We start from the raw sequence: 21,311 nt of genomic DNA, 5'->3' as shown, positions 1-21,311 counted from the left end.
CCCCCTTAGTGCTGGCTCGGGCCACCAAACCGAGAGCACACCATGCAGACCTACCAGCAACCCGACGCCCGAGGCCATTTCGGAATCTATGGCGGCAGCTTCGTGAGCGAGACGCTTACCCACGCGATCAACGAGCTCAAGGCCGCGTACGCGAAGTACCAGCACGACCCCGAGTTCCTCGCTGAGTTCAACAGCGAACTGGCCCACTTCGTCGGCCGCCCGAGTCCCGTCTACCACGCTGCGCGCATGAGCCGCGAGCAGGGCGGCGCACAGATTTTCCTCAAGCGCGAAGACCTTAACCACACTGGCGCTCACAAAATCAACAACACCATCGGCCAGGCCATGCTGGCCAAGCGCATGGGCAAGCCGCGCATCATCGCCGAGACTGGCGCCGGCCAGCATGGTGTAGCCACCGCCACCATTTGCGCACGCTACGGGCTGGAGTGTGTGGTTTACATGGGCAGCGAAGACGTCAAGCGCCAGAGCCCCAATGTCTACCGCATGAAGCTGCTGGGCGCCACGGTGGTACCGGTGGAGTCGGGCAGCAAAACGCTGAAAGACGCGCTCAACGAAGCCATGCGCGACTGGGTCGCCAACGTGGACAACACCTTCTACATCATCGGCACCGTGGCCGGCCCTCACCCCTACCCCATGATGGTGCGCGACTTCCAGAGCGTGATTGGCGAAGAGTGTCTGAAGCAGATGCCGGAGATGCTGAAAGAAGCGGGATGCCACAGCGAGCAACCCGACGCGGTGCTCGCCTGCGTGGGCGGTGGCAGCAACGCCATGGGCATTTTTTACCCCTACATCAACCACGCCGCCACGCGCCTGATCGGCGTCGAGGCCGCTGGCGAAGGCCTGGAGAGCGGCAAGCACTCGGCCTCGCTGCAAAAGGGCAGCCCCGGCGTGCTGCATGGCAACCGCACCTACGTGCTGCAGGATGACAACGGCCAGGTCACCGAGACACACAGCGTGAGCGCTGGCCTGGACTACCCTGGCGTAGGCCCCGAGCACGCGTTCCTCAAAGACATCGGGCGTGCCGAGTACGTGGGTATCACCGACACCGAAGCGCTGCAGGCTTTTCACTACCTTTGCCGCACCGAGGGCATCATTCCAGCGCTCGAATCCAGTCACGCCATTGCCTACGCCATGAAACTGGCCAAAACCATGAAGCCGGACCAGTCCATCCTGGTCAACCTGTCCGGCCGCGGCGACAAAGACATCGGTACCGTGGCCGATTTGTCGCAAGCCGATTTCTACTGCCGCCCCAGCTGCAAAGGCCAGTCGGTCAAAGGTAGCGCTGACACCGCAGTGGTGAAGATAACGGCCAATGCTGCTCGAAGCACCGCCAGCGTGGAGGCGAAAGCACCATGAGCCGCATCGACACGACCTTCAGTGCCCTGAAGGCCCAGAACCGCAAGGCGCTCATTCCCTTTGTCACGGCTGGCTTTCCGTTCGCCAACATCACGCCCGAGCTGATGCACGGCCTGGTCGCGGGTGGCGCCGATGTGATCGAGCTCGGTGTGCCGTTCTCCGATCCATCGGCAGACGGGCCGGTGATCCAGAAGGCGGGTGACCGCGCACTGGCGCTGGGCATTGGCCTGGTGCAGGTGATCGCCATGGTCAAGAGCTTTCGCGAGCGCAACAGCCAGACCCCTGTGGTGCTGATGGGCTATGCGAATCCGATCGAGCGCTACGACCAGAAACACGGCGAGGGCAGCTTCGTGCGCGACGCTTCTGCTGCCGGTGTTGACGGCGTGCTGGTGGTCGATTACCCGCCGGAAGAATGCGAAGACTTCGCTGCCACCCTGCGCGCCCACCAAATGGACCTGATCTTCCTGCTGGCGCCCACCTCGACCGACGAGCGCATGGCGCAAGTGGCCCGGGTGGCCAGCGGCTACGTGTACTACGTGTCGCTCAAAGGCGTGACCGGTGCCGGCACGCTGGATGTCGGTCAGGTCGAGGCGATGCTGCCGCGCATCCGCCAGCATGTGACGGTGCCGGTGGGCGTAGGGTTCGGCATTCGCGATGCCGAGACCGCCAAAGCCATCGGCAAGTCTGCCGACGCCGTGGTCATCGGCAGCCGCTTGATCCAGCTGATCGAGAACGAGCCGCATGAGAAGGTGATCGCAGTGGCATCGCATTTCATGCGGACCATCCGAAAAGCGTTGGACGCTTGAGTGATGAGGACACCCACGCTGCGCCGTTGCGCGGGTCGCTGCCCCCCGAGGGGCTGGGCCGGCTCAGGAGGCGACCCGGCAGCTGGCTCACGGCCCATCGCCTGCCTGCATGGTCTAATTTGATTTGCTTTAGGAGAACCGCATGTCTTGGCTAGAAAAACTGCTGCCCCCCAAGATCACGCCCACCAATCCGACCGAGCGCCGCAGCGTGCCCGAAGGGCTGTGGATCAAGTGCCCGAGCTGCGAAGCCGTGCTGTACAAGTCCGACCTTGAAAAGAACCAGAACGTCTGCCCACACTGCAGTCACCACCACCGAATCGGCGCCCGCGCCCGGCTCAATGCATTCCTGGATGCCGAAGGCCGTTACGAGCTCGCGCAGGAGGTGTTGCCGGTCGACGCGCTGAAGTTCAAGGACAGCCGCAAGTACCCTGAGCGCCTGAAGGAAGCGCTGGAGACCACCGGTGAGACCGACGCTCTGGTCGTGATGGGCGGTGCGGTGCAAGGCATGAGCCTGGTGGCCGTGTGCTTTGAATTTGACTTCATGGGTGGCTCGATGGGCTCGGTGGTGGGCGAGCGCTTTGTGCGTGGCGTGGAAGAAGCGATTGCGCAGAAGGTGCCGTTTGTGTGCTTCACCGCCACCGGGGGTGCCCGCATGCAGGAGGGTCTGCTGTCGCTGATGCAGATGGCCAAGACCAACGCGGCCCTGACCCGTCTGGCGAAGAAGGGCTTGCCCTACATCAGCGTATTGACCGACCCCACCATGGGTGGCGTGAGTGCCGGCTTTGCATTTGTGGGCGATGTGGTCATTGCAGAGCCCAAGGCTTTGATCGGTTTTGCTGGTCCGCGCGTGATCGAGAACACGGTGCGCGTGAAGCTGCCCGAAGGCTTCCAGCGCGCCGAGTTTCTTCAGACCAAGGGTGCGCTGGACTTCATCTGCGACCGGCGCGAGCTGCGCGCCACGGTGGCCAATGTGCTCGCGATGCTGCAACGCCAGAGCGCTGACGCGGTGGTCGCTGATTGAGCAATACCGACGCGGCGGCGCCGCTCACCCTCCAACAGCTGCCGCTGTTTCCGCTGCAGACCGTGCTGTTCCCCGACGGCTGGATGCCACTGCGCATCTTCGAGGTGCGCTACCTCGACATGATCAACCGCTGCCAAAAGGCGGGGGCACCATTCGGTGTGGTCTGCCTGTCGGAGGGCAGCGAGGTGCGTCGCATCGATCCCAAAGCGCCCCCCACCGGCGATGCCTTTGCGCGTGAGGTATTTTTTCCGGTGGGCACACTGGCGCGGATCGAGCGGCTGGAAAAGCCGCAACCAGGCCTGCTCATGATCCACTGCCGCGGTCTGCAACGCTTCCAGATCGACGCCAGCCACCAGTTGCCGCACGGTCTGTGGGTGGCAGATGTCACGCTGCAGCCCCCTGAAACCGTGGTGCCCGTGCCTGAAGACCTGATTGCCACCCGCGACGCCTTGCTGCGCCTGCTGGATAACCTGCGGGAGCGCGAGCCCGACAGCCTGAGCGAACTGCCCCTGCAACCGCCATACCGCTGGGACGATAGCGGCTGGGTGGCCAACCGTTGGGTCGAGCTGCTGCCCGCGCCGCCTGAGCTCAAGCAGCGGCTGATGATGCTCGACAACCCATTGCTGAGGCTGGAGCTGGTGTCGGACCTGCTCGACAAGATGGGTGTGGAACGGTAGGAGGCATAGAGCCCCCTTGCGAGCCGCATCCTGCTGATGCCACTCGCGGCTGCGCAGCTGCTCAAGCCTTGCCTCAGGGCAGCATTGACAAGGCGTGCATGTATCGCTCACTCACCATCAGCTCGTCCCATGCCAATGGAGCGCCTACGGGCAACAGAGCTTGACGTCTGGCCTCACTCGCTGCGCTGAGTGCCCAGTCGCCCTGGAGCACCGCGCGCGACAGGTCGTCGATGGCCGCGTCGATGGGCGTGCCGTCCTCCACGATGGACTGGTTGCACAGCAGCACCATGTCCGCGCCCGCAGCCAGCGCTGCCAGCGCCGCCTCGGTGAAGCTCACCCGCTGGCCATCGATAAAGCGCGCCGCTTCCATGCTCAGATCGTCGCTGAAGATGGCGCCGGTGAAGCCCAGCCGGTGACGCAGGATGTCCTGCAGCCAGCGAGCAGAAAAGCCTGCCGGGCGGCGATCGACCTTCGGGTAGATCACGTGAGCCGGCATCACTGCCTCCAGACTGCTCGACAACCAGCCGTAGGGGGCAGCATCCTCCGCCAGGATGGCCTTCAGGCTGCGGCTATCGACCGGGATCTCCAGGTGCGAGTCGGCCTTGACGAAACCATGGCCCGGGAAGTGTTTGCCGCAGTTGCCCATGCCGCTCTGCTTGAGTCCCAGCATCAGCGCTTGCGCGAGCAGCGTGACCACGCGCGCATCCCGACCCAGCGCCCGGTCACCAATCACCGAGCTGCCGCCGTGGTCAAGGTCCAACACCGGGCTGAAGCTCAGATCTACGCCACAGGCGCGCAGTTCGGCGCCGAGCACGTAGCCGGCAGCGGTCGCCGCGGCGCAGGCGCGCAGAGCCGAGGTTCCCGTCATTTCACCGGCCTTCTCCGGCCTCATCCACAGAGCGCCCAGCGCAGCCATCGGAGGCAGATGGGTGAAACCGTCGGTACGAAAGCGCTGCACCCGACCACCTTCGTGATCGACTGCGATCAAGAGGTCTGGCCTCACCGATTTGATCTGACGACACAGGGTGGTGAGCTGGTCTCGGTTTTGCCAGTTGCGGCCGAAGAGGATCACACCACCCACCAGCGGATGCGCCAGGCGCTGGCAGTCGGCTCGCGTCAGGCTCAGACCAGCGACATCGATGATGAGGGGAGCGTGCACGGTCATGGGTTTTTCGATTCGGCAGGGTTTTTTTTGTGCTCGGCGCTCAGGCGCTCCACCACCACAAAGCTGGCGGCGTAATCGGTTTCGTCGGTCACAGTCACCTGCGCGCTGAGACCCTGGGCGTCGAACCAGCGCTTGAGCTCGCCGTGCAACACGATCACCGGCCGGCCACTGGGCTCATTCAGGATTTCGCAGCGCCGCCAGCTCATCGGCATGCGCATGCCCAGGCCAATGGCTTTGGAGAAGGCTTCCTTGGCCGAAAAGCGGGTGGCCAGGTAACGCAGGCCGCGCTGTGGCCAGCGCGCACTGCGCTGTTGCCACACCAGCCACTCGGACTCGCCCAGCACCTTGTGAACAAATCGCTCACCCTGCCGCTGAACCGTGGTTTCGATCCGGCGGATGTCGCAGACGTCGGTGCCGATACCGTAGATCATGCCGGCCTTGAGGCGAACGCTTCGTCGATGCAGCGGTTGTACGCGGCCACGGTGGCTGCGTAGCCCTGCTCCAGCGCATCGGCGATCAGCGCGTGACCGATCGAGACCTCGCTGACACCGGGCACCATGCACAGAAACGCGATGAGGTTGTCGCGGTTGAGATCGTGGCCGGCGTTCACGCCCAGACCATTGTCCAGCGCGGCCTGTGCCGCTGCGCGAAAACGCGCCAGTTGCACCGCCTGATCGGGTGTACCCCAGGCCGCGGCGTAAGGCTCGGTGTAAAGCTCCACGCGGTCGGCGCCAACCGCCTTGGCCGCCGGCATGGCTGCGACATCCGCGTCCATGAACAGGCTGACCCGAGCGCCCAGCGCCTGGGCCTGCGCCACCAGCGGTGCCAGCCGCTGCGCGTCTTCGGGAAAGCGCCAGCCGTGGTCGCTTGTGAATTGGCCTTCGCTGTCGGGCACGAAGGTGACCTGGTGCAGGGGTAGCCCGCGCGAGCGCACATCGGCAGCAATGGACATGAGGTTGTGAAACGGGTTGCCTTCGATATTGAATTCGCGATCGGGCCAGTTCCGCATCAGCTCGGCGAGGTCGAACACATCGTGGCGACGGATGTGGCGTTCGTCGGGCCGAGGGTGCACGGTGATGCCGCGCGCACCCGCCTGCAAGCACAGAGTGGCCGCACGGGTCACCGACGGGATGCCCAGGTGGCGCGTGTTGCGCACCAGCGCCACCTTGTTGAGGTTGACCGAGAGGGCGGTGTGCTGCGGGTTGGGAACGGAACTCATGGTCACAGAGGTGGGTTGGGCAAGGCATCGAGCTCGGGCAGGCGACGCATGGCCTGTACATCGAGCATCAGCTGGCGGGTCTTGAACACGCGCACGCCGCAATGGTAGTGCAGGAGGGTGCGAAGCTGCGTGCGCAGGGCTGGCAGAGCGGGCGCGCAGGCGCGCAGGGTGGCGATAAACGCATCGTCGGACCGCATCGCTCGCTGCAGCGCCAGCCATTGCACACCGGTCAGGCTGTGCACCTCGTCGGGCTGTGCAAGTCGCAGACCGCTCTCGGGCGCCAGCAAGTAGTTCGCCTGCGGGTCGAGCGCCGCCAGCGAGCTGCCCTCCTGCCCCAAGTCCGAAAGAAAGCCCACCTCGCGCAGCAGCAGCAGCTCGAAGGCGCGCAAGATCAGCTGCTGCGCATCACCCCGCTCGGCCAGCAACTGAACCGCCATCGCGTAGTGGTCGAACAGGCCCGGATGCGGATCGTCGCGCGCGAGCAGCCGCATCAGCAGTTCGTTGAGGTAAGTGCCCGATAGCAGTGCTTCGCCCGTGGGCATGACGTGGCCGCCCTGCCACTGCGCCGACTTCAGCGAGCGCACCTCGGCGTCGCCTCCCCAGCTCAGCAACAGCGGCTGCAGGGGAAGCAGCACCGGGCGAAACTGCGAGGTCGGCCGCTTCACCCCCTTGGCCACCAGCGCAATGCGGCCCTCGCGCCGACTGAACACCTCCAGGATCAGACTGGACTCGCTCCAGTCATAGCGGTGCAGGACAAAAGCAGGCTCTTCAGCCGAGCGACGCGTGACCATCGTCGAATGTGCTCAACACCAAGATCCCTGGCTGCGACCCGCGCAGCGGCGCAGCGTGGGGGCCACCTTCACTCATACCCGAAAGACCGGACCCGCGCCGCATCATCGGCCCAGCCCGACCGCACCTTGACCCACAGCTCCAGAAAGACTTTGCAGTCCCAGAGCTTTTCCAGTTCCTGGCGGGCCTCGGTGCCGATGCGCTTGAGTTTTTCGCCCTTGTCGCCGATCACCATGCCCTTGTGCCCTTCCCTCTCCACGACGATGGTCGCTGCGATGCGCTTGAGCGCACCGTCCTGCTCGAACTTGTCGATGATGACGGTGGAGGTATAAGGCAATTCGTCGCCCGTCAGCCGGAACAGCTTCTCGCGCACCATTTCACTCGCCATGAAACGCTCGCTGCGGTCGGTGAGCTCTTCCGGCGCGTGCATCCAAGGCTGGCGGGGCAGGTACTTTTCGCAGATGCCAAACAGCCGCTGCACGTCGCGCGCCGTCTTGGCCGACATGGGCACGAACTCGGCAAACGCACGGCGCTCCTGCATGGACTGCAACCAGGGCGCCAGGTCACCCCGGCGATGCACCAGGTCAAATTTGTTGGCCAGCAAGACGACAGGGATGTCGTCAGGCAGCAGATCCAGCACCTTGGCATCGGCCTGGTTGAAGCTGCCAGCCTCCACCACAAACAGGATCAGATCCACATCAGCCACCGCACCCAGCACCGTCTTGTTGAGCGAGCGGTTGAGCGCATTGCCGTGCCGGGTCTGAAAGCCCGGCGTATCCACGAACACAAACTGGCTGGCGCCCACCGTGCGGTAGCCCGTGATGCGGTGGCGCGTGGTCTGGGCCTTGCGCGAGGTGATGCTGATTTTCTGACCCACCAGCGCATTGAGCAGGGTGGACTTGCCCACGTTGGGCTTGCCGACAATCGCGACCAGGCCGCAGTGTTGGCTATCCGGATCGATGACCTCAGGAGCCGCGGGCTCTTCGTCGGTGGGAGGCAAGCCCGTATCAGCCCCTGCGTCACGACCTAGCGCTCGCGCCAGCATGGCATCGAGCTCGGGGTTGGAGGGGACTGGGGCTTGGTCGGCGGTGGGGTCGGGTTTGGATCGTGGCATGTCGGGTCGGTTCACGCCGCACTCAAGCGGCGGGGTTGGGCGGCACAGGCGCTGCTGCGGGTCGGGCTCGGTGCAGGTGCTGCAGCATCGCTGCCGCAGCAGCCTGCTCGCCGGCGCGACGAGAAGCGCCAATGCCGCGCTCGCTGTGGCCCGTGTCGGTCACGGTGCACTCCACGTCAAAGGTCTGTTTGTGGGCCTCGCCCAGCGTAGCCACCACACGGTAGACCGGCAACTTCATCTTGCGCCCCTGCAGCCACTCTTGCAACTCGGTTTTGGGGTCCTTGCCCATGGCACTCATCTGGGCGTTGAGTTCGACACCGCTGAAAAGACGGCGCACCAGGCTGGATGCGGCCTCGAAGCCAGCGTCCAGGTACACCGCGCCGATCACAGCCTCCAGCGCATCGGCGAGGATGGACGGCCGCTTGTGGCCACCCGAGCGCTTTTCGCCATCGCCCAGCCGCAAGGCTGCCGCCAGATCGAGCCTGGAGGCCAGCTGGAACAAGGTGTCCTGCTTGACCAGATTGGCACGCACGCGGGAGAGATCGCCTTCAGGCAGATCGCTCAGTTTTTCAAAAAGCAGGCCCGAGACCGCCAGACTCAGCACCGAGTCGCCCAAGAACTCCAGCCGCTCGTTGTGATCGGCCGAAAAACTGCGGTGGGTGAGAGCGCGCTCCAGCAGTCGCGGATTGGCGAACGCCAGCTCAAGTCGCTTCTGCAGCGCCTGCAGTTCCGGTCTCAAGCGAAACGTCGGCCGCCAAGGCCCCAGTTACCCCGCACCAGGCTCACTTGGAGCGGCCCTGGTACCTCATGACCAGGAAGGCAGGGCCGGCCAGGTGCACATCGCGCTCGTAGGCGAAAGACACCACAACCTTGTTACCCTCCTTGCCGACTTCCAGGTCCTTGCCCGAAATGGTGGTGATGTCGTCGATGGTGGCTGCCTTATCAAAAATGGACCGCACCTCGCCCACCGTCTCGCCAGCCGAAGCCTTGTCCACGGCTTTCTGGACCGCCATGTACTCGATGTAGGTGGGCACGACCTGCGCGAACACCACGCCAGCGAAGGCCAGCAAGATGCCGACAAAGAGAAGGCCTAGAAAGGTCAGGCCGCGTTGTGATTTGCGCTGCGTCATGTGTTTGTACTCCTGCTGTGCCTCAAAGCCCTCGCACCACCGTCATTCAAACGAACCGATGCGTCCCAGATCGCCAAAATTCATCCAGACAAAAAACGCCTTGCCCACGATGTTGGCCTCGGGCACAAAACCCCAGTAGCGTGAGTCAAGCGAATTGTCCCGATTGTCACCCATCATGAAGTATTGGCCCTGTGGCACTTTGCACACCACGCCCTCGACGGTGTAGCTGCAATTGGACTTGTTGGGAAAATCGCTGGCGCCTGGAATGAAGGCGGGGCGATCCTCGTCGTTGAGGGTGCCGTATTGCTTGTCCCCTACCGTCTCGCGAAACTGCTTGGCGTAGCGCATGCTGTCGCCATCGAAGAAGTCTGGCAGGGCTTCCTGGGGCACTGGCTGCCCGTTGATGGTCAGGCGCTTGTTCAGATAGGCCACCTCGTCACCGGGCACGCCCACCACGCGCTTGATGTAGTCCAGGCTGGGCTGCGGCGGATAGCGAAACACCATCACATCGCCCCGCTGGGGCTCGTGGTTGGCCAGCAGCTTGGTGTTGAACACCGGCATACGCAGCCCGTAGTGAAATTTGTTGACCAGAATCAGGTCACCTACCCGCAGCGTCGGGATCATGGAGCCCGACGGAATCTTGAACGGTTCGAACAGAAATGAACGCAACACAAACACCGCCAGGATCACGGGGAACAGGCCCGCTGTCCAGTCCAGCCACCAGGGTTGCGCCAGCAGCTGCTGGCGGGCCGGCTCCACATCGCCCTCGACGTCGCTGAAGCCTTGCTTGCGCAGCGCCTCCTTGCGACTCTGGTGCTCTTGCAACAGGTGATCGGCAGCGCGCCGGCGTTGCGGCAAAAACACCAGCTTTTCTGCCACCCAGTAGACCCCGGTGACCGCCACCGCCAGCATCAGCAGCAAGGCGAAGTTGCCTTCGACCGAGCCGGTGTACCAGGCAAAGGCGTAACCCACAAAGGCCGCCAGGATCAAGCCCGTGATCATGCTCATTGCGGCCTGCATCAGTCTTGCACCTGCAATATGGCCAAGAAGGCTTCCTGGGGAACTTCCACCGAACCGATCTGTTTCATGCGCTTCTTGCCAGCCTTCTGTTTTTCGAGGAGTTTGCGTTTGCGGGAAATGTCACCCCCATAGCATTTTGCCAGCACGTTCTTGCGAAGCGCCTTGATGGTCTCGCGCGCGATGACGTTGCCTCCGATGGCGGCCTGGATCGCCACGTCAAACATCTGCCGGCTGATGATCTCGCGCATCTTGGCCACCACCGCGCGACCACGGTACTGGGACTGGCTGCGGTGCACGATGATGGACAGCGCATCGACCTTTTCCCCGTTGAGCAGGATGTCGACCTTGACCACATCGGCCGCCCGGTACTCTTTGAATTCGTAATCCATCGAAGCGTAGCCGCGGCTCACCGATTTGAGCTTGTCGAAGAAGTCCAGCACGATCTCGCCCAGCGGCATGTCGTAGGTCAGCATGACCTGCTTGCCGTGGTAAGCCATGTTGAGCTGCATCCCGCGCTTCTGGTTGGCCAGCGTCATGACCGCGCCCACATACTCCTGCGGCATGTACAGATGCACGGTCACGATCGGTTCACGGATCTCTTCCAGGCGCCCCTGGTCGGGCATCTTGGAGGGGTTCTCCACCATGATCACTTCGCCATCGGGCTTGACCACCTGGTAGACCACGCTGGGAGCGGTCGTGATCAGGTCCTGGTCGAACTCGCGCTCCAGCCGCTCCTGCACGATCTCCATGTGCAGCAGGCCGAGAAAGCCGCAGCGAAAGCCAAAACCCAGCGCCTGGGACACCTCGGGCTCGTACATCAGCGCGGCGTCGTTGAGCTTGAGTTTTTCCAGCGCATCGCGCAGGCCGTCGTATTGGTTGGCCTCGGTCGGGTAAAGGCCGGCGAAGACCTGTGGCTGCACCTCTTTAAAACCGGGCAAGGCCTGGGCCGCAGGGCCTGCGTTGTTGGGCAGCTTCTTCTCCAGCGTGATGGTGTCACCCACCTTGGCCGCCTGCAGCTCCTTGATGCCCGCGATGATGTAGCCCACCTCGCCGGCTTGCAGCGACTCGCGCGGCTCTGTGGCCGGCGTGAAGACACCCAGGTTGTCGGCGTTGTAGACGGTGTTGGTCGCCATCATCTTGAAGCGTTCGCCCTTGAGCAAGCGGCCATCGACCACGCGCACCAGCATCACCACACCCACGTAGGCGTCATACCAGCTGTCGACGATCATGGCGCGCAGCGGTGCTTCGGGCTGACCGCGCGGCGGCGGAATACGAGCCACAACCGCTTCCAGGATGTCTTCCACGCCCATGCCAGTCTTGGCCGAGCACGGAATGGCATCGGTGGCATCGATGCCGATCACGTCTTCGATCTCGGCCTTGGCGTTGTCCGGATCGGCGTTGGGCAGATCCATCTTGTTGAGCACGGGCACCACTTCCACGCCGAGGTCCAGCGCGGTGTAGCAGTTGGCCACGGTCTGCGCTTCCACGCCCTGGCTGGCGTCCACCACCAGCAGCGCACCTTCACACGCCGAGAGCGAACGGCTCACCTCGTAAGAGAAGTCCACATGGCCAGGCGTGTCGATCAGGTTGAGGTTGTAAACCTGCCCATCGCGCGCTTTGTAGTGCAGCGCCGCGGTCTGCGCCTTGATGGTGATGCCACGTTCTTTTTCGATGTCCATGGAGTCGAGCACCTGCTCGCTCATCTCGCGATCGGCGAGGCCTCCACAGCGCGAGATGATGCGATCGGCCAGCGTGGACTTGCCGTGATCGATGTGCGCGATGATGGAAAAATTGCGGATGTGATTCATCGAAAAAAACGGCTCAACTCAAAGACATAGGTGGGCTGACTTAGCGCAGCACACGAGCATAAAAAAGGGCGCGTCAGGTGTTGACGCGCCCAGAACCAACAATCAATGGCAACTGCGATAGTTGGGGTTTCATTGTAGGCAAAAAGCCCGAAAGACACACCACCCACACCGCTTTTCCAGGTTGTCGCAGCGCAGCAACAAGCAACTTATCCACAGATTGATCACAGGCGATCCACACTTTCAGCGCGACCGCTGTGGATGACCCGTGCACAGTCACTTGGCATTTTCACATCGTGGTTCAGCCAGCGTGCCCAGCGCACAAATCGGGCTCCAGATACGCAGATTTTATCGAATTCGCTCATGGGCATCTGCAAGTTTGTAAGCAACCACTGACTTTTCGGGTCAGCGGATTGACTTGAGTGCCTCCTGCTCATGTGTCGCAAAACGACCAAATCGCAAAAATGCCCCCACACCCGACACGGGACTGGGGGCACGTGAGGCCACGCAAGGGATCAGCGTGCCGGGCGGATCACGGCGTACTGAGCCCACTCACCGCGGCGGAACAGCACGTTGATGGGCTTGCTCTTGTCCAGCTTGGCCAACGCTGCGTCGAATTCCTTGATGCCCGGGGTCTCGGTGTTGGCCAGCTGCACGATCACATCGCCCTCCCGAAGACCGGCACGGGCAGCAATGCCTTCGGCAGCTACCACGAGCACACCGCCCTTGAGGTTGAGCTCCTTCATCTGCGCGGCCGTGAGCTCGGCGAGCGAGAGGCCCAGCGACTTCGCCGCGCCCGTGGCCGGTGTCTTGGGTGCCTCGGGCGCCTCCGCGCGCTGCTCGGTTCGCTCAGGCTCCAGCTCCGCCACGACGATGCTCAGGTTGCGCTCGGCTCCACGCCGGAACACCGTCATGCTGCTCTTGTTGCCCGGCTTGGTGTTGCCCACCAGCCGAGGCAGGTCGACGGACTTGTCGATCGGCTTGCCATCGAACTTCACGATGATGTCACCCGGCTCCACGCCGGCTTTGGCGGCCGGCGAATTCGGCTCCACGCCGCGCACCAGCGCACCTTTGGGTGCACCCAGACCAATCGACTCGGCCACATCCTTGCTGACCTGATCAATCTGCACGCCGATGCGCCCTCGGGTCACGCGGCCGGTGGTTCTGAGTTGATCGGACACGCGAACGGCTTCATCGATCGGGATGGCAAACGAGATACCTTGAAAACCGCCCGAGCGAGAGTAAATCTGGCTGTTGATGCCCACCACCTCGCCGCGCATGTTGATCAAGGGCCCGCCGGAATTGCCCGGGTTGATCGCCACGTCGGTCTGGATGAAAGGGAGGAAGTCGCCGGTGTCGCGCTTCTTGGCACTGACGATGCCTGCGGTCACCGTGTTCTCCAGACCAAACGGCGAGCCGATGGCCATCACCCACTCGCCGACCCGCAGGCGGTCAATGTCACCGATCTTCACCGCGCTCAGCCCGCTGGCCTCGATCTTGACCACGGCCACGTCTGAGCGCTTGTCGGTGCCGACGATCTTGGCTTTGAATTCGCGCTTGTCCGTCAGGGTCACGATGAGTTCGTCGGCCCCGTCGACCACATGGGCGTTGGTCATGATGAGGCCGTCGGCACTCAGGATAAAGCCCGAACCCACGCCGCGGGGCTGCGCCTCCTCGGAAGGTCCCCGGTCAGACCGCGGGCCACGAGGGATCGCGCCAGGAGGAATCGGGATGCCAAAGCGGCGGAAAAACTCCAGCATCTGCTCGTCCGGGCCCGAGCCGGACTCCGCCTTGGCTTTCTCCAGCGTGCGGATGTTGACTACCGAAGGACCGACCAGGTCGACCAGGTCGGTGAAATCGGGCAGGCCCCGCACACTGGGCGCAACGACCGCAGGCGTCTGTGCGCCCAGCGGCGCATGAACCAGAAGGGCTGCACCACCAGCACCCGCGAGCGCGGCGCCGGCCAGCAGGGCCATTTGAGGGAGACGGAGCCAACGGCGAAGCATCATGAAAAACCTCTACTCAGACAAGATCGGATCGAACAACAAAGCAATGGTGTATCCGGAAAGCGCAAACCCCGGGCATCACAGCGACACACGCGGGCGCGAAGCAATTCAGCGCGTTCGCTCCAGCGCGTCGGCAAACCGGCGCAGCGTGGCTGTCGGCACTTCGCCCAGCACGGTGAGCCAGTGGTTGTCCAGTCGCCGCGTTACGGAATGGGTGGCGCCCACGGAAGCCACCTTTTCCTCGCCGTGGCGCTTGGCATCAAATGCCTCAACAAACAGGGACACCGAGGCCAGGCCATCGGAGAACACCCACTGCATGCCGGGGATATCGGTCGACCCGGCCACATCACCGCGGGTGTAGCAGCTCATCGAGGCAAAACCGGGCACCGGCTCCTTCAGGCGCCAGCCCTCAGCGTCAGGCGTGGTCTTCTTCTGCACCGAGCGCTGCACATCGTAGCCCCTGGTGTCGTTCATCTGCTGGCTGAGCTTGTCCATGCGCACCGGTGCGTCCAGCTGCAGCTCGGAAAACGCCACCTGTTCCAGCACGGCGCCCTGCTCATCCAGCGTCTGCATCTTCACCACGAGGCCCGACTTTTTCTCAGCCCAGATGCGGTAGCCAAAACGCAATTCGTCGCGCGGCACGATCTCGATGCGATCGGCCTTGTGCCCAGCCACGCGGTCCACGCCGGTTTCCCGCACGTCGTAGAACGCCGGGATGCCATTGCGAGGGGTGCGCAGCAACTCGGGAAAGAGACCCAGCGACTCGCGCTTTTCCACCCAGGCCGTCTTGGTTTCGGGAGCGAAGGTGATGACGTCGTTGTTGCGCCGCAGCGTGGTGCGCGGCGCGCCGGTGAGCGTTTCCACCCTCTCCATCTGCTGAACGCCATCGCACACATGCCAGATGCGCGAAGCCGACATGGCCGATCCAGCTGAGACCACCAGAGTGCCCTGGTAAGCGCGCTGCCGCGAGGCCTCGTGCATGCGGGTGAGCCAGTCGTTGATGCTGCGGGTTTCGGTCGCCGCAGGCACCGTGGTCTGGGCCACCACCGGCATCCCCAGACCCGTCAACATTGCCGCGGCCACCGCCACCCCCCAACGCCGAAGAGATGGCATCACCAAGGCTTTTCGCCACGCCAAGAACAGGCCTGCATCGCCCCGCCCAGTCCCTTCAGCGGCCAGTGGCTGCGTCACTTGCAAGTCAACGGTCATGGGATTCAGCGCCCGTTGGCGTCGTAGGTGGCATTGCGCAGAAAGCCAGCAGGCATTTGCAGTGCGGACACGCCGCCAAACTGCCGGTGCTCAGCCATCAGGGATTCGAGCTGCGCGTCGCGGATGAGCACACCCTGACGGGTGTTGACCGCCACCGGCTCAGCGCCAACCTGGGACAAAGGCGACGCCGGTGCCGCAGCTGGACCGATCAGCGCCAGCTGGGGGCTAGTGGTGTTGGTCGGGCTGCCCGTCGTGGTGCCCAGCACGGTCCAGCTCACCGCCATCACAGCGGCCAGCGAGGCCACGCCCGCGAGCAGTTTCCAGCGGAATACCGCATCGTTCGCGGCCTGCCCACGGACATGGTGGATTGCCGCTGCCCCTTCAGGCGCGCCAGGGGTTGCGAGCGGCTCCTGCGCCAGTCGCAGCTGCACCGCCGCAAGGAACTGAGCCGGGGATTGTGCAGGCAGTACCGGAGCTTGACCCCGCAGCGACTCGCCGATGAGCTGGTAGGCGTGCCAGCGGGTGGCGGTCGATGCCGGCGAGGCAGCACCGTCAAGCCAGCCGTCGAGCTCGTGCGCGGGCAATTCACCATCCAGCATGGCCGATAGTGTGCTGCCCTGGTCCAGGTCTTCACCAGCACCCGATACGGGGGCCGAGGTCGAATTTTTGTTCTGCTTGGCGTTCATGTCCTGATTTCCTGTTTCCGGCTCGCTGGCCCCTGAATTCCCAATGTCCTGCGCATTCACCAGCGCTTGCCCGTCTGGCGATCCAGCATCGGCTTGATGCGGCTGGAGATGGCCTCACGAGCCCGGAATATCCGGGATCGCACGGTGCCGATGGGGCATTCCAGTGCCTGCGCGATCTCTTCGTAGCTCAAGCCTTCGATCTCGCGCAAGGTGATCGCCATGCGCAATTCTTCAGGCAGCGCATCCATCGCTGCGTTGACCGCCTCGGCGATTTCCTTGCTGGCGAAGATCGCCTCAGGCGTCTCGGTATCCGCCACATTGGGATTTAGTTCGCGATCCGAGCCGGAAGTTTCATCGTCATCGGCAGATTTCATCTGCGACTGGAAGATCAGCGGGTCGCGCTTGAGTTCCATCAGTTGCTTCTTGGCTGTGTTGACAGCGATGCGGTAGAGCCAGGTGTAGAACTGTGCGTCACCGCGAAACTGGCCCAGGGCGCGGTAGGCGCGGATGAATGTCTCCTGGGCGATGTCGGGCACGAGATCAACATCGCGCACCATGCGCCCGATCAGGCGCTCCACCCGCCGCTGATATTTGATGACCAGCAACTCGAAGGCCCGCTGCTCCCCTGCCAGCGTGCGCTGGACTAGCATGACGTCGCTGTCGGGTGGTGGTGGGGCGGTGTGGTCTTCTTGGGTCATGCGCGGCAAAATATACCGCACGACCCTGGCAGTGCCGTCGAGCGCTCCACAAGCCCCGCCTCAATCAACGCGTGGCCTGCACCCACGCGCGCCGCAAGTCGTGCCACCGCGCCGGATCGCTCACCTGCTGCACGCAGATCCAGGCCGGCACCTCCTACGGGCCATGCAGCCGCAACCAGGCCATGGTCTAAGCATCGAAAGCCGCTTCGACACCCCGTAACGGCGTGCCCTCGGTCGCTGGTCCGGCGTGCCAATAGCAACGGCCGGTCCCGCCGTCGACCGGCCCCGGCACCTGGACATCCCTGTACAGCCGGCCGACCGCGGGTTCGCGCCAACTGCGCCAGGCCATCACACTCCAGATCAGGCAAGCCGCGCCGCCGACCGAAGGCAGCAACCAGCCCGACGGCGCGCTGGGCCACTACCAGACGGCCCAGACCAGGGTCAACGCACCCGCCAGCCCCAACAGCAGGCGTCCGCACAAAGCGCAACGCCCCACCGGGTACATCACCGATGGGGCGCGCTGCATGGGTCAGGGGTGAGCAGGAGCCAGTCACCCGCGCTGAATTCAAATGCGTCGGAAAACCAGCGAGCCGTTGGTCCCGCCAAAACCGAAGTTGTTCTTCAGCGCCACATCGATCTTCATGTCGCGGGCGGTGTTGGCGCAGTAGTCCAGGTCGCACTCAGGATCCTGGTTGAAGATATTGATGGTGGGCGGGCTCTTCTGGTGGTGTACCGCCAGCACGGTGAACACGCTCTCGATACCCCCTGCGCCACCCAGCAGATGCCCCGTCATGGACTTGGTGGAGTTCACCACCGTTTTCTTCGCGTGGTCGCCCAGCGCAGCCTTGATGGCGTTGGATTCGTTCACGTCGCCCAGCGGGGTTGAGGTGCCATGAGCGTTGAGGTAGTGCACCTCATCGGCATTCACACCGGCGTTGCGCAGCGCGTTTTGCATGGCGCGTCGCGGGCCATCCATGTTGGGCGCAGTCATGTGCCCAGCATCGGCGCTCATGCCATAACCCGCCACCTCGGCATAAATGCGAGCGCCTCGGGCCGTGGCGTGTTCATAGGACTCCAGCACCATCACTCCTGCGCCTTCGCCGAGCACAAAGCCATCGCGATCTTTGTCCCAGGGGCGCGAAGCGGTCGCAGGGTCATCGTTGCGGGTCGACAGGGCGCGCATGGCGGCGAATCCGCCCACACCCAGAGGCGACACGGTGGCCTCAGATCCACCGGCGATCACCACGTCGGCGTCGCCGTATTCAATCTTGCGAGCCGCCTCACCGATGCAATGAAGACCAGTGGTGCATGCCGTCACCACGGCAAGGTTGGGGCCTTTGAAGCCGAAGCGCATCGACACATGGCCGGCGATCATGTTGATGATCGAGGCCGGCACGAAAAACGGCGAAATGCGGCGCGGGCCGCGACTGACGTACTCGGCGTGCGTGGCCTCGATCAGCGGCAGGCCGCCGATACCCGAACCGATGATGCAGCCGATGCGGTGCGCAGCCTCCTCATCCAATGCATCGCCCATGGGCAAGCCCGCATCCACCACGGCCTGATGCGCCGCGGCAATGCCATAGTGAATGAAGGTGTCCATCGAGCGCGCTTCCTTGGCGCTGATGTAGGACTCCAGGTCGAAACCCTTGACCTCGCCAGCGATCTGGCAGGCGAACGCAGACGCATCAAACTTGGTGATGCGATCGATACCGGAACGCCCGGCCAACAGGTTGGCCCAGGCATCGTTGACGGTATTGCCCACGGGGCTCACGCACCCTAGGCCGGTCACCACGACACGACGTCGACTCATCAATATCCTCTCAGGTCCCCGCCGATGACATCTCGGCGAAGCTAGTCTTGGTTTGGCCGCGCGCGGCACCCCAGCAGACCCTCTGCGGAGCGCCGGCTCGCTGGCCGCTCACCGACCCGTTCAGGCCTTCTGATGGGCCATCGCGTAATCGATGGCGTTTTTCACCGTGGTGATTTTCTCGGCGTCTTCGTCAGGAATCTCGATACCGAATTCGTCTTCCAGAGCCATCACCAGCTCGACCGTGTCCAGCGAATCGGCGCCGAGATCAGCCACAAAGGCCTTCTCCGGGGTGACCTGGCCCTCTTCCACGCCAAGTTGCTCGGCAATGATTTTCTTTACACGTGCTTCGATATCGCTCATAAGTCCCTCTGAGGGTGGTTGAAATACAGGCCGCCATTTTAGCCGGGCTAGGGAGCTGACCCTAGACGGCCCGCCGGGCGGCTTTATCGGCTGGTACAGATCGGTGCCAAGGCGCGGGTTCAGGCCATGAACATGCCGCCATTCACATGCAGCTCCTGGCCCGTGACATAAGCTGCCTGCGGGCTCGCGAGGTAAGTCACCGCGTGAGCAATGTCCGCCGGTTTGCCGAGGTGGCCGAGGGGAATCTGCCCCAGCAGCGCCCTCTGCTGCTCTTCGGGCAGCGCGGCCGTCATGTCGGTTTCGATGAAACCCGGCGCCACACAGTTGACCGTGATGTTGCGGCTGCCGAGCTCACGGGCCAGAGCGCGCGTCATGCCGGCCACACCGGCCTTGGCCGCCGCGTAGTTGGCCTGCCCTGCGTTGCCGGACGCACCGACCACGCTGGTGATACTGATGATGCGGCCATAGCGCTGTTTCATCATCGGGCGGATCACGGCCCGGCTCATGCGAAACACCGCCTTCAGGTTCGTGTCGAGCACGGCGTCCCAGTCCTCGTCCTTCAGGCGCATGGCCAGCATGTCGCGCGTGATGCCCGCGTTGTTGACCAGCACGTGCAGTCCACCGTGTGCCTTGGTGATTTCGTCGATCAGGGCCTCGCAAGCAGCGCCCTGGTTGACATCCAGCACCGCACCGCGGCAACCCTCGGCGGCCCCAGCCACAGCCTTCAAGGCGGTTGAAATCTTGGCCGCGCCAGTCTCGCTCGTGGCCGTGCCGACAACGATCAGACCTCGTGCGACCAGTTCGTGCGCGATTGCCGCGCCGATGCCGCGTGAAGCGCCTGTGACCAGGGCCACCTGGCCAGCGAAAGTGGGTTCAGACATGTTTGTGCTCCTGGGCTCAGCCCAACAGATTCTTGACCTCGGCCAGGCTGGCCGGGTCGAACAGAGGGGCGCCGGTCAGGCTCGCATCAATGCGTTTGGCCATGCCGGCTAGCACCTTGCCCGGGCCGCACTCCACCAGCGTGGCCACCCCGCGCGCCTGCATGGCCTGCACGCAAGACACCCAGCGCACCGGTCCAAATGCCTGACGGTAGAGGGCATCGCGAATGCGGTCGGCATCGGTCTCGACTGCCACGTCGATGTTGTTGACCACCGGGATCTGGGGCGCTGCAAAAGAAGTGTCCGCCAGCTTCTCTTTCAGTGCCTCAGCGGCGGGCTTCATCAGGCTGGAGTGAAAGGGCGCCGATACCGGCAGCGGCAGCGCCCTTTTAGCCCCTTGGGCCTTGAGCAGTTCGCAGGCTTTGTCCACCGCAGCCTTGCTGCCGGCGATCACCGTCTGCGCAGGGTCATTGAAATTCACCGCCTCGACCACCTCGGCGCTGCCCGCGCCAAAGCTCGCCTGGGCCTCGGCGCATCCGGCCACGACACGCTCGGCGTCCATGCCCAGGATGGCGGCCATCGCCCCGGTGCCAACCGGCACCGCAGCCTGCATGGCCGCCGCCCGAAATCGCACCAGCGGCGCCGCCTGGGTGAGCGTCAGCGCGCCCGCGGCCACCAGCGCCGCGTATTCGCCCAGCGAATGCCCTGCCATCACAGCAGGCGCAGCGCCTCCCTCGGCCTGCCAGACCCGCCACGCGGCCACACCGGCCACCAGCATCACGGGCTGGGTGTTGGTGGTCAGCGCCAGCGCCTCCTTGGGACCCTCGCGAATCAGTCGCCCCATGTCTTCACCCAGCGCATCAGACGCCTCCTTCACAGTGCTGGCGACGGCCGGGTGATCGCCCCAGGCGTCCAGCATGCCGACCGACTGGGAGCCTTGTCCGGGAAAAACCAATGCAAATGGGCTCATGGATGTGTTCTTTGAAAAGGTGGAGCTAGCGCGCGGTTCGGCCCCAGATGGCGCCAGCCGGGACACTTAGAAGTCGAGCAGCACCGAGCCCCAGGTGAAGCCGCCGCCCACGCCTTCGAGCAGCAGCGTCTGGCCGCGCTGGATCTGTCCCGCGCGCACCGCATGGTCGAGCGCAAGCGGGATCGATGCCGCCGAGGTGTTGCCATGCTCATGCACCGTCACCACCACCTTGTCCATCGACAGCTTGAGCTTCTTCGCGGTGCTTTGCATGATGCGGATGTTGGCCTGATGCGGGATCAACCAATCGATATCGGCCGCTGTGCGACCCGCTTTGGCCAGCGAGGCCAGTGCGGTGTCCTCCAGCACGCCGACGGCGAGCTTGAAGACGGCCTGCCCATCCATTTTGAGCAGGGGGTCGCCCAGGATGTTGCCACCCGACACATGCCCGGGCACGCAGAGGATACCGGCGTGTTTGCCATCGGCATGGATGTCGGTGGCGAGAATGCCAGGTGTGTCGCTGGCCTCCAGCACCACGGCTCCGGCGCCGTCGCCAAACAGCACGCAAGTGGTGCGG

Annotated in this window: 22 protein-coding genes; 4 read left to right on the top strand and 18 right to left on the bottom strand. The window is 63.9% G+C overall.

Translation table 11 applies throughout. The features are described 5' to 3' along the window. Positions 1-42: 42 nt before the first annotated feature. The 4 genes from trpB (at position 43) to GPT34_RS09335 (ending at position 3,878) form a co-directional block, all read left to right on the top strand. Positions 43-1,374, top strand: a complete 1,332-nt coding sequence (trpB, locus tag GPT34_RS09350; RefSeq protein WP_291011429.1) for a tryptophan synthase subunit beta — start codon at positions 43-45, stop codon at positions 1,372-1,374. Next, the gene (gene trpA, locus GPT34_RS09345) at positions 1,371-2,180 is read left to right on the top strand and encodes a tryptophan synthase subunit alpha (RefSeq protein ID WP_291011427.1); all 810 of its coding nucleotides are present in this window, start codon (positions 1,371-1,373) and stop codon (positions 2,178-2,180) included. Before trpB ends, trpA begins: the two co-directional genes overlap by 4 nt. A 142-nt stretch (positions 2,181-2,322) precedes the next feature. Further along, positions 2,323-3,201 carry an acetyl-CoA carboxylase, carboxyltransferase subunit beta gene (gene accD / locus GPT34_RS09340; protein ID WP_291011425.1) on the top strand — a complete coding sequence of 293 codons (879 nt, stop codon included), beginning with the start codon at positions 2,323-2,325 and terminating at the stop codon, positions 3,199-3,201. Beyond that, complete coding sequence (locus GPT34_RS09335) at positions 3,198-3,878, top strand: LON peptidase substrate-binding domain-containing protein (RefSeq protein WP_291011422.1); 681 nt, start codon at positions 3,198-3,200, stop codon at positions 3,876-3,878. The genes accD and GPT34_RS09335 overlap by 4 nt, the downstream gene beginning before the upstream one ends. 73 nt (positions 3,879-3,951) lie before the next feature. On the opposite strand, the gene nagZ is transcribed toward GPT34_RS09335, so the two are convergent. From nagZ to GPT34_RS09245, 18 genes are all read right to left on the bottom strand, one after another. Beyond that, the gene (nagZ, locus tag GPT34_RS09330; RefSeq protein WP_291011419.1) at positions 3,952-5,043 is read right to left on the bottom strand and encodes a beta-N-acetylhexosaminidase; all 1,092 of its coding nucleotides are present in this window, start codon (positions 5,041-5,043) and stop codon (positions 3,952-3,954) included. After that, positions 5,040-5,474, bottom strand: a complete 435-nt coding sequence (acpS, locus tag GPT34_RS09325) for a holo-ACP synthase (protein WP_291011416.1) — start codon at positions 5,472-5,474, stop codon at positions 5,040-5,042. The genes nagZ and acpS overlap by 4 nt, the downstream gene beginning before the upstream one ends. Next, the gene (locus GPT34_RS09320) at positions 5,471-6,262 is read right to left on the bottom strand and encodes a pyridoxine 5'-phosphate synthase (RefSeq protein WP_291011413.1); all 792 of its coding nucleotides are present in this window, start codon (positions 6,260-6,262) and stop codon (positions 5,471-5,473) included. Before GPT34_RS09320 ends, acpS begins: the two co-directional genes overlap by 4 nt. A 2-nt stretch (positions 6,263-6,264) precedes the next feature. Beyond that, entirely contained in the window at positions 6,265-7,053 is a 789-nt protein-coding gene (gene recO / locus GPT34_RS09315) for a DNA repair protein RecO (protein WP_291011410.1), read from the bottom strand. A gap of 68 nt (positions 7,054-7,121) precedes the next feature. Continuing rightward, positions 7,122-8,165: a GTPase Era gene (gene era / locus GPT34_RS09310; RefSeq protein ID WP_291011407.1), complete on the bottom strand. Its 1,044-nt coding sequence runs from the start codon at positions 8,163-8,165 to the stop codon at positions 7,122-7,124. Between the two features lie 22 nt (positions 8,166-8,187). Beyond that, positions 8,188-8,904 carry a ribonuclease III gene (rnc, locus tag GPT34_RS09305; RefSeq protein ID WP_291011405.1) on the bottom strand — a complete coding sequence of 239 codons (717 nt, stop codon included), beginning with the start codon at positions 8,902-8,904 and terminating at the stop codon, positions 8,188-8,190. 43 nt (positions 8,905-8,947) lie between these two features. Beyond that, positions 8,948-9,295, bottom strand: a complete 348-nt coding sequence (locus GPT34_RS09300) for a DUF4845 domain-containing protein (RefSeq protein WP_291011403.1) — start codon at positions 9,293-9,295, stop codon at positions 8,948-8,950. A gap of 42 nt (positions 9,296-9,337) precedes the next feature. Continuing rightward, on the bottom strand, positions 9,338-10,303 hold the full coding sequence (gene lepB / locus GPT34_RS09295; protein ID WP_291011401.1) for a signal peptidase I: 966 nt from the start codon (positions 10,301-10,303) through the stop codon (positions 9,338-9,340). A gap of 11 nt (positions 10,304-10,314) precedes the next feature. Then, entirely contained in the window at positions 10,315-12,123 is a 1,809-nt protein-coding gene (lepA, locus tag GPT34_RS09290) for a translation elongation factor 4 (RefSeq protein ID WP_291011399.1), read from the bottom strand. Positions 12,124-12,635: 512 nt separating this feature from the next. Then, entirely contained in the window at positions 12,636-14,096 is a 1,461-nt protein-coding gene (locus tag GPT34_RS09285) for a DegQ family serine endoprotease (protein WP_291011604.1), read from the bottom strand. 138 nt (positions 14,097-14,234) lie between these two features. Further along, entirely contained in the window at positions 14,235-15,239 is a 1,005-nt protein-coding gene (locus GPT34_RS09280; RefSeq protein WP_291011397.1) for a MucB/RseB C-terminal domain-containing protein, read from the bottom strand. A 101-nt stretch (positions 15,240-15,340) separates the two neighbouring features. Then, complete coding sequence (locus GPT34_RS09275; RefSeq protein WP_291011395.1) at positions 15,341-16,021, bottom strand: sigma-E factor negative regulatory protein; 681 nt, start codon at positions 16,019-16,021, stop codon at positions 15,341-15,343. A 56-nt stretch (positions 16,022-16,077) separates the two neighbouring features. Further along, positions 16,078-16,719 carry an RNA polymerase sigma factor RpoE gene (gene rpoE / locus GPT34_RS09270; RefSeq protein ID WP_291011392.1) on the bottom strand — a complete coding sequence of 214 codons (642 nt, stop codon included), beginning with the start codon at positions 16,717-16,719 and terminating at the stop codon, positions 16,078-16,080. 565 nt (positions 16,720-17,284) lie between these two features. Further along, positions 17,285-18,529, bottom strand: coding sequence for a beta-ketoacyl-ACP synthase II (gene fabF / locus GPT34_RS09265; RefSeq protein WP_291011390.1), 1,245 nt, complete (start codon positions 18,527-18,529; stop codon positions 17,285-17,287). Positions 18,530-18,649: 120 nt separating this feature from the next. After that, complete coding sequence (gene acpP / locus GPT34_RS09260; RefSeq protein WP_291011388.1) at positions 18,650-18,889, bottom strand: acyl carrier protein; 240 nt, start codon at positions 18,887-18,889, stop codon at positions 18,650-18,652. 119 nt (positions 18,890-19,008) lie between these two features. Beyond that, on the bottom strand, positions 19,009-19,770 hold the full coding sequence (fabG, locus tag GPT34_RS09255; protein WP_291011386.1) for a 3-oxoacyl-ACP reductase FabG: 762 nt from the start codon (positions 19,768-19,770) through the stop codon (positions 19,009-19,011). Positions 19,771-19,786: 16 nt separating this feature from the next. After that, positions 19,787-20,737 carry an ACP S-malonyltransferase gene (gene fabD / locus GPT34_RS09250; RefSeq protein ID WP_291011384.1) on the bottom strand — a complete coding sequence of 317 codons (951 nt, stop codon included), beginning with the start codon at positions 20,735-20,737 and terminating at the stop codon, positions 19,787-19,789. Between the two features lie 66 nt (positions 20,738-20,803). Then, positions 20,804-21,311 (bottom strand): 3-oxoacyl-[acyl-carrier-protein] synthase III C-terminal domain-containing protein (locus GPT34_RS09245; RefSeq protein WP_291011382.1); only part of this gene is annotated, 508 nt, incomplete at its 5' end.

Origin of the sequence: Hydrogenophaga sp., assembly GCF_011390835.1 — a bacterium.
Taxonomy (GTDB): domain Bacteria; phylum Pseudomonadota; class Gammaproteobacteria; order Burkholderiales; family Burkholderiaceae_C; genus Hydrogenophaga.
This window is presented reverse-complemented; position numbering and strand designations above follow the sequence as displayed.